This window comes from Mariniflexile soesokkakense (assembly GCF_039650365.1).
Classification (GTDB): Bacteria; Bacteroidota; Bacteroidia; order Flavobacteriales; family Flavobacteriaceae; genus Mariniflexile; species Mariniflexile soesokkakense.
Genome location: NZ_JAZHYP010000003.1, coordinates 89,910 through 105,545 on the forward strand (window position 1 = coordinate 89,910; position 15,636 = coordinate 105,545).

Sequence of the window (15,636 nt, forward strand, 5' to 3'; positions counted from 1 at the left end):
GATTTAATTTATACTGAATTTATAATTTCATAAAGCGCTTAACACCGTGCTCTTTTGTTTTTATTATATAGATTCCAGAAGTGAATTGAGATACATTTAAAAAACTTTCGTTATTAAATATTTTAACTTCTTGACCACTTACATTGTAAATAGTTCCAGATATTGTTTTATTGAATTTTAAAATACCCTCAACCACTGGATTAGGATATATTTTGAAGTCATTTTTTGCAACTTCTTCACTTATAGAAAGTACCGTTTCGTCTATTTGTATAATCCCTAACGACCCACTTACTTCATAACCTACCAAAAGCATGTTTTTTGAGTTTGGACTATTGGCTGCAGGAATGAATTTTATAATCTCAGGTGCTGTATCTCCAGACGTTCTATTTCCTGAATAGTAAGTGATAAACTCAACATCATTTGGGTTTGTGATGTCGTACATTAAAATAGAACTTTGTCTTTCTAAACCAATAAAAGCGTAGATCTTACCATCAATAGTTCCAATGGCTACTGCTTCTGGCTCACCACCTTTATCGTCTGATCTACCATCTTTTACGCCAGCATCTTCATTAAACAATGTTGGTTCTTCTGAAGCTATTTTTTGACCAAATTGGTCTGCACTATCAAATACTAAATTACCGTATTCATCAAAAATTGAAAACGATCGTGCTCCATAAGAATAAATTTGTTCGAAAGTTCCATCGTTGTTATAATCTCCATCTGCAAGGGTTGTTTTTAACCTACCTAAATCAGCATCAGCTTGAAGTGCCGCAGCATTTGGATAATAAGCTGAATTTAAAGTTAAGTTCTTTACACGTGTTTCTTCAGAATACCCGCCATAATCTCTAGAATCACCTTCGTTTGCTGTTACAATATAATTTAAACCTCCTACTTTATATGAAGTGATGGCATCTGGCATAAACATACCTAAAGTTGGGTGTTGTGTAATGTTTACCGCATTATCCTTATCGGAAGCATCAAAACCATAATCGTTTGCAAAAGAAATAATGCCTAATACACTGGCATCTGTAATTCCTGCGCCTGCTAAACCAAAATCGTTGTCATTTAATATGGCAATTTCGTTGTTTGGCAACAAAGCAATACCTTCAGCTTTATCAGATGATTGATACCCAATTGTTGGCAAGTTTACCACTTTGTTTTTATGAACTGGAAATATACTTTGAGCAACAATTTCATCTGCCGATAATTCTTCTAATTCTTTTGAACCTGTTAAAACCGTATTTAAAATATTAGTAGCGTAATTAATGTCTACTTCAAAAACATATTTTTTTCCATAGGTTGCTGTTGGTCCTTCAGAATCTCTTTCAATAACTAAAAATTTACCGCTTCCTGTATAAACAGCATCACCAATTTTATCAACTCTTGAAGACGCATAACCTGCATCTTTGTTTCTTTCTAATAAATAAACATACTCACTAACTGGAGCGCCTGTATCGGCATTAATTCCTAAAATTCTTATGACATCCGATTTGTTTCTAACCGCAGCACTTGAGGGGTTATCGATAGGCGATTGAATGAATGCATAAATTATGTGATTAACTTCATCATAAGCAATAGCTTCAAAACCTCTATTATCCCATCTTTTAGAATATACTGCAGGCAATGTTTCTGCACCGTAAGTTCCTGCTACTTGGGGGGTTGTTCCCAATACTGATGTTCCAGATGGCACATAACGCTCTATTAAAGTTCCGTTAGGTTGAAACTTATATACTGCTGGCCTGTACTCATCACATGCCCAAAAGTTACCATCTTTATCAATTAAAACACCTTCAAAATCACCGCCATATTCATCATAAGGTAACTCGTGGTATACTTCTGAAGCCCCATCAACATAATCTGAATTTACATAAGCTGTTGCAGCATCGGTATAGGTTACTGGCACTTCATCATATCCTGGAATATTTCCTTTTCCTGTTATAGGGGTTGTTCCATCTTTTCTAGTAAGAAGAATTTGATCATCTAAAGTAACTGCTCCTGTTGTTTTATTTAAAGTGAATTTTACGATTCTACCTTGATAATCTGGCAATTTGAATGGTCTTAAAGGTTTTGTAGAAGCGGGTGTAACACCAGAAACGGCATCGGCATTAGGTCCTCTATCTGGTATAGCATAAAAAACATAATTGGTAGCTGTAGAATTTGCAGCATCGTAAAACAATCCTGAGAAACCACCTAAAAGTACTGGCGCTTGTCCACCATCGTAAACCGGTGTTCCTAACGTTGGCCAGCTAGCAACTAACTCGTTAATAGCATAACTTGTAACTGTTGGTGTTCCTAATAAATGGTTTTTATAACCTAAAGGTAAAATATCAATAATAGTATTGTTAGTTAAATTTAAAACTACCAATGCATTATTTTCTTGACAACCTACATAAGCTCTAGTACCATCTTCTATAACAGTAATATATTCTGGTTCCATATCCTGAGAAACAGTAGCCATTCCATTGTTTCCAAAAATACGAATGCCTTTATTTTGAAGCGATGCTTTTTTATCATTATAAGCATTGAAATTAATTGAAGTTACTGATGCAGACACAACACCATTGCTTAAATCTACAACAGAAATAGTACCCTCTGGGTCGTTGGTATAATCATCAGATGGCTCTCCTTCATTTGCAACCAAAAGTTTCATACCATCTGGAGTGAAAGTTAACATATCTGGCAAAGCGCCTGCCGTTATTTCGTGAACATAATCGCCATTTAAATCGAAAAACACCACTTTACCTGGGTTTTGTTTTGGGCTTGCTTCAACAGCTACCACAACAATATTACCATGTATAGCGATAGAATTTGGGCCTGCGCCGTAAGTAGATAAATCTACATTTTTAACTAAGGTTGGCACAACTGGATTGCTAATATCTACAATAGTAAAACTATTGCTTGCTGAATTAGTAAAAAAGGCGTTTTGGTTGATTACATCATAAGCAACAGTTTCAGCAGAGCCTTCAACACTTGTTGGATAACTTGCTAAGTGCTGAAGTGTGTTTTGGCTATTTAAACTTGTAAAAGACAACGCCAGTAAACTAGCAAAAAGAGTAATTTTTTTCATTTCATTTATTTGAATTAATTAATTCCATAAATAAAGTGATTACTCTTTTTTTTGGTATTACCTTATAATTATGTTGATGTAAAATATCAACTTCTAATTTTAATGAAATGGAAATTTAAGTTTATGGATGTTACGTAAACATTAAAAGGTGTTATGGTTTTGCGTTAGCCATTACTCATGCACAACAATTTAAATCAATGAAATCATAAATGCTACGCATTTGAAGCGGAAAGAGCGACCCTTGTGGTAACGCCCCAATTATTTGAATAAAAAAATCCTGACTCAATCTAGAATCAGGATTTTGCAATTATGTTGGCTTACTAGGGCTCGAACCTAGACTCTTCTGGACCAAAACCAGACGTGTTGCCAGTTACACCATAAGCCAATGTGTAATTGAGGGTGCAAATTTAGTACAAAGTTTTATTTTCGCAAGCATTTTTTTGAAAAAATAATTATCAATACTTAACGTTTACTTAAAAACGTACTGAATACCATATTTATTATTAAATTCGCCACAGATTTTGAACATTCCAAGTTTAAAGTTCTAAGTTGAGAGCTAAAAATCTGGAATTTAAAAGATAAATACCCAATTATTTCAATTAATTGCTAACTACAATTTCACAATATGACCAATTTTAATTTTAAAAAATGGAACACCATTTTAGGATGGCTCACTTTTTTAATAGCATTTATAACTTACGGCTTAACTGTTGAGCCCACTGTTAGTTTCTGGGATGCAGGCGAATATATTTTAACTTCAGCTAAATTACAAGTAGGTCACCCACCAGGAGCACCTTTATTCCAAATGCTTGGAGCGTTTTTCTCTATGTTTGCTTTAGAGCCTTCTCAAGTTGGTTTTATGATGAATATGATGAGTGCCATATCTAGTGCCTTCACCATTCTGTTTATGTTCTGGACCATTACGTTGCTTTTAAAAAAAATAGTTGGTCTTAAAAACGACATCACTAAAGAAAAAGCAATTGCTATTTTAGGTAGCGGTGTAGTTGGTAGTTTAGCTTTTACATTTACAGATTCGTTTTGGTTTAATGCTGTAGAGACTGAAGTATATGCCATGGCTACATTAATCATGGCCGTTATGTTTTGGCTTGGACTGCGTTGGGAACAAGACATGCACAAACCCCGTGGTAGCCGTTGGCTTATATTAATTGCCTTTATTATTGGGCTTTCCTTTGGGGTTCACTTTATGGGATTATTAACCATTCCTGCTATCGGTCTTATATACTATTTTAAAAACTACAAAACCATTACTCTAAAAAACTTCATTATTGCCAATGTAGTTTCCGTAGCTATACTATTATTCATTTTTAAATTATTGGCACCAAATATTCTTAAAATATTTAGTGTTTTTGAAATTTTCTTCGTCAATTCAATCGGGCTTCCTTTTAATTCAGGTTCTATTATTGCTGGTATTTTATTGGTAGGAATAATTTATTACGGATTAAATTATACACAAAAAAAGGAATTGGTTCACCTTAATACAGGCATATTATGCGTCACCTTTATTATTATTGGGTTTTCAACATGGTTACTACTTCCTATTCGTGCTAATGCCAATGTGGTTATTAATGAAAACAACCCCTCAAGCGCCAGAGAATTATTAGCTTATTATAATTTAGAGCAATATCCTGAAACACATTTGTTTTACGGCCCACAGTTTACCGATCAATATGCTTATTTAGATGAAAACAACCCGTATATAGACGACAAACCTAAATACGAAAAAGACGAAGCCAAAGGTGAATACGTGGTTGTAAACAATTACAAAAATGCGAAACAAAACTACAACCATAAGCATGCATCCATTCTTCCGCGTATGTGGAGTGCAGAACATGCCGAAAACTACATGATGTTTTCTGGTTTTTTAGATTTCAAACTAAAACCAGAGTACCAAATGGAAAACGAATTGCGAACTACTATTAATAACTTTAAAAGTGAAGTCGCTAAAGGTTCTGTTGATTATGAAGATTACAACAGTTTTTTAAAACGTTTTAAAAGTTATATTGATATTGAAAAACCCTCATTGGCAAGTAACATTAAATATATGTTTGAATACCAATTAGGCTACATGTACTGGCGTTATTTTATGTGGAATTTTTCAGGAAGACAAGATGATATTCAAGGAAAGTATGACAACCATGGTAATTGGATAACTGGCATAAAACCATTAGACGAAAAGCTTTTAGGAATGTCTCAAGACAATTTACCTAGCGATGTAAAAAACAACAAAGCAAGAAACACCTATTACTTGTTACCCCTTATATTAGGACTTTTAGGTTTCTTCTTCTTATTCAATAGCAACAAAAACGTCTTTTGGATTTTATTGGTATTTTTCCTTTTTACAGGAGTCGCCATACAGGTTTATACCAACGTACGCCCTTTTGAACCACGTGAGCGCGATTACTCGGTAGTTGGCTCGTTTTATGTGTTCGCCATTTGGATAGGTTTTGGTGTATATGCCTTATATGATGCTTTAAAGAAATACATTTCACCTAAACTTTTAGCACCAGCATTATCTGTTATCTGTCTAATATTAGTTCCAGGTATTTTAGCAGCTAATAATTGGGACGATCACGACCGATCAGACAAATATACCGCTAGGTCTATGGCTAAAATGTATTTAGATTCGTGTGCAGAAGACGGTATTCTATTCACAATTGGAGATAATGACACCTTCGCACTTTGGTATGCTCAAGAAATTGAAGGCTACAGAACCGATGTGCGCGTTGTAAACACCAGTTTATTTCAAACGGATTGGTATATAGACCAAATGAAACGTAAAGCTTATGAAAGCGACCCGATTCCTTCACAACTAACACACGATTTATATAAATATGGCACTAATGACTATATCATTATAGAACCCGTTGTGAAAGACACCTTGCAAGTAAAACAGTTTTTGGATTTTATTGCGAGTAATAACCCCAAAACCAAGTATAGATATATTTTAGAACAAAAAGGGGTTGATATTTCACAAGTTAGAGAACAAGATTTAAATGCGAGCTATTTACCAACCGAGTTCTTAAGGATTCCAGTAAACAAAGAAAACGCTTTAAAATCTGGTATAGTAAGCCCTAAAGACGCCGATAAAATAGTACCATATATTGATATAAATGTAAGTGGTGGTGCTTTATACAAAAACAGGTTATTAATGCTTGATATTGTTGCTAATAACAATTGGAAGCGTCCTATTTATTTTACTGGTGGTAGCTTTGGTGACGACGATTATATTTGGATGAAAGACTACTTACAATTAGATGGTATGTGTTACAAATTAGTACCTATAAAAACATCCGTTGATAGAGCAAACCCGTTTGACATGGGACGTGTTGATAGCGACCTTATGTACAAAAAAGTTAAAAAATGGGATTGGGGCAATAGTGGCAGTCCAGATATTTATCACGATCCAGAAACACGTAAAAACTCCATTTCTTACAGAGGTAATTTAGCCCGATTAATTGAACAATTGCTTACGGAGAAAAAACTAAGTAAAGCTGAAGAAATCGCAGACATAGCCATGACAAATATGCCTGTTGAGTATTTTGGATACTACACGCTTTTAGAGCCGTACATAAGTGCTTACTACGAAGTAGGCAATAAAGAAAAAGCTCAAAAACTCTTTAAAGAGGTAGCTAAAAAATACCAAGAGAATTTATTCTATTACAGCACATTAAAAACGGCTAATCAAGAACGATTTTTTGAAGATATTTACACGGATATTGAACGCTATAAAGGCTTAATAAACGTTGTTGTAAAATACGATCCTAAATTTGCTGAAGCAGAAGGTGATATATTTAACAATCATTTAATGCTATTTAAACACTTTTATGGAGGACAAAGTGAAAAATCAGATACTCCAAAAACAGATTTAGATATACCAGCTAACGATAGCAGTATAGATTCAACAACTGAGTAAGGCATGACCTTAACACCTGTAAAAACTCCATTAGTAGCCAAAAAGATGTTCCCAAACTATGTTTGGGACATCCCTACTAACGATAAGGTTCTATATCTTACGTTTGATGATGGCCCAACTCCAGAAATAACTAATTGGACATTAAATACCCTAAAAAAATTCAACGCAAAAGCTACTTTTTTTTGCATTGGAAATAATATTGAAAAACACCCCGACATCTTTCAAAATATTTTAGATGATGGACATGCCATTGGAAACCATACAAACAACCATATTAAAGGCTGGAAAACAAAATCGAAAGACTATTTGGCTAATATTGAATTGTGCAAAACCGTTTTTGAAAATCAAATCCCAAAAATCAAATTCCAAAAATCAAATTCCAATCCCGATAACTATCGGGGCAATGATTCAACAAACGGCAGTCAACAAGTGTCAATCGTCAATCTTTTCCGTCCTCCTTACGGACAAATAACCCCCAAACAAGGAAAAAAACTCTTAGATTTAGGTTACAAAATTATTATGTGGGATGTACTCTCCTTTGATTGGGATAAAGAAGTTTCAGAAGAAACTTGCTTAAAAAATGTTACCTTAAATGCAATTAACGGGAGTATTGTGGTGTTTCACGATAGTATAAAAGCATTAAAAAATATGCAATACACATTACCAAAAGTGTTGGAGTTTTATACTAAAAAAGGGTTTGTTTTTAAATCGATTGATTTAAAATAAGATTTTCAGAACAATCAGAAATGTTAAACATACTTTTGAATGATGCCAATAAGTGTATTAGCGTCTTGCTCACCACTTTGTCGCCATTTCATTTCGCCGTCTTTGTAAACAATTAATGTTGGAAGTGTTTTTACACGCAACGCTTCAGCTAGCTCTTCGTTTTTTTCAACATCAATTTTAATCACTTTAGCTTTATCACCAAGTGCCGCTGCCACATCTCTTAAAACGGCATGCATTGCTGTAGATTGATCATTCCAATCTGTGAAAAATTCTAACAAAACAGGAATTTCTACATCAATTAGTTCCCCAAATTTTGACATACTCTATTGTTTATTAGTCAAATGTACTTATACAAACCTACGCAATTTTTCGAAAATATCAATAAACACAGTGTTTATAATGCATTATTATAAAAATAGGTAATTACTTTGTATAATAAAAATATAATAAATTAGGTAATACTTGTCCCTTTTTTAAGTTCAATCACTGTAATCTCTGGCCACATACCTACACGCCCAGGAAATGCCAAATACCCAAAACCTCTATTTACGTTTATATATTGCCCCATTTCTTCGTAAATACCTGCCCAATACTTGTAACGCCATTTTGCTGGACTCCATTTAAACCACCCAGGTATTTCAATACCAAACTGCATACCATGGGTGTGACCACTTAATGTTAGATGGTAATGGTAATCATCATCAATCACCACTTTTTCCCAATGGGTTGGGTCGTGACTCATTAATATTTTAAAATCTTCTTTTTTAATACCAGAAGCGGCTTGTTTCAAATCGCCTTCTTGTTTAAAACCACCTGTACCCCAATTCTCAACACCAACCAAGGCAATACGTTCACCATCCTTTTCTAAAAAGCGACTTTCATTTAATAATAGATCAAAGCCTATTTGCTTCTGAATGATTTTTAAATCTTCTAGATTTTGATGTTTAGCAGCTTCAGAATTCCAAGTAACATAATCGCCATAATCATGGTTTCCCAATACCGAAAATTTACCATCTTTAGCCTGTAGCTTATTAAAAACATCCATGTAAGGATGCATTTCTTCAGCTTTATTGTTTACCATATCACCCGTAAACAGAATAACATCACTTTGCTGCTCATTAACCAAATTTACGGCGTATTTAACTTTTTCAATATCGTCAAAACTGCCCGAATGAATATCGCTTAACTGTGTTATTTTATACCCATGAAATGCATTGGGCAAATCTTCAAAAGTGAGCGTATACTTTAATACCTTAAAATTATACTTACCCTTATAAATACCATATAAAACCGACACCAGCGGAATTGCAGCTATACCTAAAGCTATCTGACTAACAAACTGCCTGCGCGCCGCAAAGTAATTTCCTTTTGCTGCATCTCCTTCAGTAAAATAGCGGTAAATAGCCAAGGGCACCCTAAAAACATCTTCAGCAAACATGCCTAAAAAAAGAACCATTTTTGGAATCAAAATCGCTATAAAAAACCCAAAAGCATAAGCATGGGCGTGAGAAAACCCGTCCCTTCTATTAAAACCATAATAGTTAAAAACAAAATTGCCAACAACTAACACAGAAATAACCCAATACGATAAGTGAGACCAGTTATTTTTTGAAACCGTTTTAAATGCCTGAAAAGCATATAAATCTAGAATTAAGAAAATAACAAGAAAAATAATCCATCGAAGCATAATTATAAAAATTAGTTTGTAAAGTTACTCATTTCGTATTTTGATTTTCTTATGAAACTGTTAAACGTTTGATTTCAATTTCTAGGTTAAAATTTCATCAATCGTAACATCGCAAACCCTAAATCAAAAATTCTTTTCGTAGTTTTGGTTTTCTTGTCTGTTCGAGCGCGGTCGAGAACTTATTTTTATGCGAATAGTTTTTAAAAACCTCTCGACTGCGCTCGAGGCGACATAGTAGTTTCACTTTAATATTTCAATAAATGTCCGATCAAAAACGTCTTTTTTTAGTTGATGCCTATGCCTTAATTTTCCGTGGGTATTATGCCTTTATAAAAAACCCAAGAATTAACTCAAAAGGTGTTGACACGTCTGCCATTATGGGTTTTATGAACTCGCTTTTAGACGTCATTAAACGCGAACGCCCAGACCATTTAGCCGTTTGTTTTGATAAAGGCGGAAGTGCCGATAGGGTTGAAATGTTTGAAGCCTACAAAGCCAATAGAGATGAAACGCCCGAAGCCATAAAAATTGCAGTACCTTATATCCAAGACATTTTAAAAGCCATGCACATTCCTATTATGGTAAAAGAAGGTTTTGAGGCGGATGATGTTATTGGAACACTTTCTAAACAAGCCGAAAAAGAAGGTTATAAGACCTTTATGGTAACGCCCGATAAAGATTTTGCGCAATTGGTTTCCGAAAATATTTTTATGTACCGTCCCGTTTTTGGTGGAGGTTACGAAACTTGGGGAATCCCCGAAGTGCAAAAAAAGTTCGAAGTAAAAGACCCGTTGCAAGTAATTGATTTTTTAGGGATGATGGGCGATTCCAGTGATAATATACCTGGGTTGCCTGGAGTTGGCGAAAAAACTGCTAAGAAACTTTTAGCGGAATATGGTAGTATGGAAAACCTTTTAGCCAACACACACGAACTAAAAGGTAAAATGAAAGAGAAAATTGAAGGTGCTAAAGAATTAGGATTACTTTCCAAAAAATTAGCCACCATTATGTTAGATGTTCCGGTAACTTTTCATGCTAAGGATTTTGAATTGGACCAACCCAATTTACCAAAAGTAACCGAAATTTTTCAGGAATTAGAATTCAGACAGTTGCTTGCTAATTTTGAGAAAACATTTGCAACAGAAACTTCAACCGAAACCACTTCAACTTCTAATAAAACAGAAATACAAACAACACCTAAAGAAACAGCTTCAGCAGGTGCAGGACAATTTTCATTATTTGGTGGTGATATTTCTACTTCAAAAGAGACAGAAACCATTTCTGAATTCACCAGAAAAACAGTCGAAACCACCTCGCATTTTTACCAAAGTGTCTCTTCTGGTATGGCAACAAAACTGTTTATTAAAAATTTGATGAACCAAACCTCGGTATGTTTTGATACGGAAACCACCGATATCAATCCCATAACGGCACAATTAGTTGGCATTGCTTTTTCTTGGGAAGTTGGCAAAGGGTTTTATGTGCCGTTTCCTGAACACAAAGATGAAGCCCAAGCACTCATAGAGCAATTACGCCCGTTTTTTGAAAATGAGCACATTGAAAAAATTGGTCAGAATTTAAAATACGATATTAAAGTACTGGCTAAATATAATGTTGAAGTAAAAGGAAAGCTGTTTGATACCATGTTAGCGCATTATTTAATTAACCCCGATATGCGCCACAATATGGATGTTTTGGCAGAAACCTATTTAAATTACACACCAATTTCTATTGAAGAATTAATCGGTAAAAAAGGGAAAAACCAACTTTCGATGCGAGAGGTATCCTTAGAAAAACAAACGGAATATGCAGTTGAAGATGCCGATGTGACGTTGCAATTAAAAGAACATTTTGAAAAAGAGTTAGGAGATGCCAATACCAAAAAACTATTTGACGATATAGAAATTCCGTTGCTTCGAGTACTCGCCGCTATGGAATTGGAAGGAATTAATTTAGACGAAAAATTCTTGAATTCACTTTCAGCACAACTTGAAAACGATATAAAATCTTTAGAAACCAAAATTTATGCAGAAGCGGGTGAAGAATTCAACATTGCTTCTCCAAAACAATTGGGAGATATTTTATTTGACAAATTAAAACTGGTTGATAAACCTAAAAAAACCAAAACTGGACAATATGCCACAGGTGAAGATATTTTGAGTTATTTGGCAAAAGATCATGATATTATTCAACACATATTAGATTTTAGGGGCTTATCGAAACTAAAAAGTACTTATGTGGATGCCTTACCAACACAGGTAGAGCCTTCAACCAGCAGAGTGCACACCGATTATATGCAAACAGTAGCGGCTACTGGCCGACTTTCAAGCAATAATCCCAACCTTCAAAATATCCCAATTCGTACCGAACGCGGACGCCAAGTACGAAAAGCTTTTATTCCACGAAGCAAAGATTATATATTGCTAGCTGCTGATTATTCGCAAATAGAACTCCGCATCATTGCCGCTTTAAGCAAAGAAGAAACCATGATTAACGCCTTTAAAAATGGTGAAGATATTCATGCAAGTACCGCATCAAAAGTTTTTAATGTCCCTATTGGAGAAATAACCAGAGAACAACGTAGCAATGCTAAAACGGTAAATTTTGGTATTATTTATGGCGTTTCTGCTTTTGGGTTAAGCAATCAAACCGATTTATCGCGTAGTGAATCTAAAGAATTGATTGACACCTATTATTTAACCTACCCAAAACTCAGAAACTTCATCAACGAACAAATCGATTTTGCACGAGAGAATGGCTACGTTCAAACCGTTTTAGGTAGACGCCGTTATTTAAACGACATTAATTCCAGAAATGCCGTAGTTCGTGGTGCTGCCGAACGTAATGCCGTAAACGCACCTATTCAAGGTAGCGCTGCCGATATTATTAAAATAGCTATGATTCATATATACGAAAAACTGCAAGCAGGAAACTTCAAAACCAAAATGTTACTACAAGTCCATGATGAGTTGGTTTTTGATGTTTATAAACCAGAACTGGAAACCATCAAAACATTGGTTAAAACCGAAATGGAAAATGCATATGCTCTAGAAGTTCCTTTAGATGTTGAATTAGGTATAGGAAATGATTGGTTAGAGGCGCACTAATAAATATAAGATATATATTTGCAGCTTATTTAAATCTTTATGTCCATTATTTCGAAAGATATTTCAAAAGCTGTTCAACTTCTAAAGGAAGATAAATTAGTTGCTATTCCAACAGAAACTGTTTATGGTTTAGCAGGAAATATTTATAGTGAACGCGCAATTAGCAGCATTTTTAAAATGAAGCAAAGGCCATTATTCAATCCATTAATAGTTCATATCCCCTCTATTGATAATTTAGATAAAATTGTTAGAGAGGTTCCCGAAAAAGCAAAACTATTAAGTAATGCATTTTGGCCCGGGCCATTAACATTGGTTTTAAAAAAACAACCTAGCGTACCCGATACTGTAACAGCAGGAAAAGATACAGTGGCTGTACGAATTCCAAACCACCCTGTAACTATTAAATTATTAGAAGGTTTAAATTTTCCGTTAGCAGCACCCAGTGCAAACCCTTTTGGACGCATAAGCCCTACTTGTGCTGAACATGTTGAAGATTATTTTAAAAACGATCTAGAAATGGTTTTAGATGGGGGTTCATGTAAAAACGGCATCGAATCGACTATTGTAGGTTTTGAAAACAATGAGCCCATAATATATAGATTAGGTTCAATTTCAATTGAAGACATACAAGCTGTGATTGGTAATATTGAAATAAAAAACAAAAAGGATAGCAATCCTGATGCTCCTGGAATGCTTTCTAGACATTATGCACCATCTACCCCAACATTTCTGGTTGAAAATGTGAGCACTTTTATATATCCATATTCAGAAAAAAAGATAGGGTTTTTGCTATTTAACAAGCCTATTGAAAATTACTCACTCAAAAATCAATTCGTTCTTTCTGAAAATTCAAATTTAATGGAGGCTACTTCAAAGGTGTACAGTACATTACATACTTTAGATAAATTAAACCTTGATATGATTGTATGTGAAACATTTCCGGATTATGGTTTAGGAAAATCAATAAACGATAGACTTTTGAGAGCCACTAAAAAAGAATAATTTATAATTCATTTAAACAATTATAAATAATGTTATTAAAGGCTACTAAAAAACCAAATCAAAACACACATATTAAAGTGTAATTAGTTTTAAAAATAATATGATTTCACACGCTAATAAAGGTTAGCAAACTAATTAAAAATAAGTGCATTCACTATTTGGTAATCAAATAGATTATCGTACATTTGCAAACTCTTTTTGAGAGAGGAATGTTTAATAAAAATAATTAATAACGTGGACACATTAAGCTACAAAACCATTTCAGCCAATAAAGCTACTGCAGATAAGCAGTGGGTTTTAGTTGACGCTGAAGGTCAATCTTTGGGTCGTTTAGCTTCAAAAGTTGCAAAACTTTTAAGAGGCAAACACAAACCTAGCTTCACACCACACGTTGATTGTGGTGATAACGTAATTGTTATCAATTCAGAAAAAATCAACTTAACCGGAAACAAATGGAACGATAAAACGTACATTCGTCATACAGGTTATCCAGGTGGTCAAAGAAGTTTAACTGCTACAGAACTGTTTGGAAAAGATCCAGCACGCGTAGTAGAAAAATCAGTAAAAGGAATGTTACCTAAAAACAAATTAGGTGCAGATTTATTCCGTAATTTAAATGTTGTTGTTGGTTCAGAGCACACTCACGCTGCACAAAAACCAAAAGCAATTAACTTAAACGAATTCAAGTAATGGAAGTAATTCACAAAATTGGTCGCAGAAAAACGGCTGTTGCTCGTGTATATGTTGCCCCAGGAAAAGGTAACATCACAGTAAACAAAAAAGAATTAAACGCTTACTTTACTACAACTACTTTACAATACAAAGTAAACCAACCATTAGCTTTGACTAATAACGAAGGTAACTTTGATATTAAAGTAAGTGTATTAGGTGGCGGTATTACTGGTCAAGCAGAAGCTGTTCGTTTAGCTATCTCTCGCGCTATGTGTGAAGTAGATGCAGAAAACAGATTGACACTTAAACCAGAAGGTTTATTAACAAGAGACCCAAGAATGGTAGAGCGTAAAAAATTCGGTCAGAAAAAAGCGCGTAAGAAATTCCAGTTCTCTAAACGTTAATATTATTAGGAATGTCATGCTGGACGCGATTACAGCAATTTCATTTCAAACAAAAAATTTAACCAGTTATTGTTGTCCTAGTCGTAAAAAACAGGATTTAGTTAAGCATCTAAATGAAGCCTAAAGCCTAAAGCTTAATTGCTTAAAGCAAAAAAGGAACATTGCTAATCAACAGAACGTAAACTATTACAAAATGGCAGTAGAAGTAAAAGAATTACTTGAAGCAGGTGTACACTTCGGTCACCTTACACGTAAGTGGGATCCAAACATGGCTCCTTACGTATACATGGAGCGTAACGGCATCCATATTATAAACCTTTATAAAACAGCGGCTAAAATTGACGAAGCTGGAGAAGCATTAGCTAAAATTGCTGCCTCTGGCCGTAAAATTTTATTCGTTGCAACAAAAAAACAAGCAAAAGATATCGTAGCTGAAAAAGCAGGATCTATCACTATGCCTTACATCACTGAAAGATGGCCAGGTGGTATGCTAACTAACTTCGTAACTATTAGAAAAGCTGTTAAAAAAATGGCTATGATTGATAGAATGAAGAAAGATGGTACTTTCTTAACGCTTTCTAAAAAAGAACGTTTACAAGTAGATCGTTTAAGAGCTAAGTTGGAAAAAAACTTAGGTTCTATTGTAGACATGACACGTTTACCAGGTGCATTATTTGTAGTTGATATTAAACGTGAGCACATCGCTATTAAAGAAGCTCAAAAATTAAACATTCCTATTTTTGCAATGGTTGATACTAACTCTGATCCACGTCAAGTTGATTATGTAATACCTGCAAATGATGATGCTTCTAAATCTATCGATAAAGTATTATCTTATGTTACAGCTTCTATTGCTGCTGGTTTAGCCGATAGAAAATCTGACAAAGAAGACCAAGATGATGACAATGAAAAAGTTGCACCAACTAAAAAACGTGCATCTAAAGCAGTTGTTACCGACGAGGAAGAATAATTAACAATTTCACAATACAAATAAGTCGTTTAATTATTTTCTTTACAGGAATATTTGAACGACTTTT

General features: G+C 34.4%; 10 protein-coding genes and 1 tRNA gene. 7 read left to right on the top strand and 4 right to left on the bottom strand.

The annotated features are described in order from the left end of the window. Positions 1-19: 19 nt before the first annotated feature. Entirely contained in the window at positions 20-3,067 is a 3,048-nt protein-coding gene (locus tag VP395_RS07140) for a choice-of-anchor I domain-containing protein (protein WP_346241090.1), read from the bottom strand. Between the two features lie 312 nt (positions 3,068-3,379). Next, positions 3,380-3,452 (bottom strand) — tRNA-Gln (locus tag VP395_RS07145). Positions 3,453-3,692: 240 nt separating this feature from the next. On the opposite strand from VP395_RS07145, the gene VP395_RS07150 reads away from it, so the two are divergent. Next, entirely contained in the window at positions 3,693-7,001 is a 3,309-nt protein-coding gene (locus VP395_RS07150) for a glycosyltransferase family 117 protein (RefSeq protein WP_346241091.1), read from the top strand. A gap of 3 nt (positions 7,002-7,004) precedes the next feature. Beyond that, entirely contained in the window at positions 7,005-7,727 is a 723-nt protein-coding gene (locus VP395_RS07155; protein ID WP_346241092.1) for a polysaccharide deacetylase family protein, read from the top strand. 23 nt (positions 7,728-7,750) lie between these two features. On the opposite strand, the gene VP395_RS07160 is transcribed toward VP395_RS07155, so the two are convergent. Both VP395_RS07160 and VP395_RS07165 read right to left on the bottom strand, forming a co-directional pair. Beyond that, the gene (locus tag VP395_RS07160; RefSeq protein WP_346241093.1) at positions 7,751-8,047 is read right to left on the bottom strand and encodes a thioredoxin family protein; all 297 of its coding nucleotides are present in this window, start codon (positions 8,045-8,047) and stop codon (positions 7,751-7,753) included. A 131-nt stretch (positions 8,048-8,178) separates the two neighbouring features. Next, positions 8,179-9,414, bottom strand: a complete 1,236-nt coding sequence (locus VP395_RS07165) for a metallophosphoesterase (protein ID WP_346241094.1) — start codon at positions 9,412-9,414, stop codon at positions 8,179-8,181. Positions 9,415-9,674: 260 nt separating this feature from the next. Between VP395_RS07165 and polA the strand changes: the two genes are divergently transcribed. The 5 genes from polA (at position 9,675) to rpsB (ending at position 15,569) form a co-directional block, all read left to right on the top strand. Continuing rightward, positions 9,675-12,521, top strand: a complete 2,847-nt coding sequence (gene polA, locus VP395_RS07170; RefSeq protein WP_346241095.1) for a DNA polymerase I — start codon at positions 9,675-9,677, stop codon at positions 12,519-12,521. A 39-nt stretch (positions 12,522-12,560) separates the two neighbouring features. Beyond that, complete coding sequence (locus VP395_RS07175) at positions 12,561-13,523, top strand: L-threonylcarbamoyladenylate synthase (protein ID WP_346241096.1); 963 nt, start codon at positions 12,561-12,563, stop codon at positions 13,521-13,523. A gap of 234 nt (positions 13,524-13,757) precedes the next feature. Next, positions 13,758-14,213 (top strand): 50S ribosomal protein L13, encoded by a 456-nt coding sequence (gene rplM, locus VP395_RS07180; RefSeq protein WP_346241097.1) that lies wholly within the window; start codon positions 13,758-13,760, stop codon positions 14,211-14,213. Further along, a complete protein-coding gene (rpsI, locus tag VP395_RS07185) occupies positions 14,213-14,599 on the top strand; it encodes a 30S ribosomal protein S9 (RefSeq protein WP_346241098.1) in 387 nt (128 codons plus the stop codon). The genes rplM and rpsI overlap by 1 nt, the downstream gene beginning before the upstream one ends. Before the next feature lie 193 nt (positions 14,600-14,792). Beyond that, positions 14,793-15,569, top strand: a complete 777-nt coding sequence (gene rpsB, locus VP395_RS07190; RefSeq protein ID WP_132214410.1) for a 30S ribosomal protein S2 — start codon at positions 14,793-14,795, stop codon at positions 15,567-15,569. The last annotated feature ends 67 nt before the right edge of the window (positions 15,570-15,636 follow it).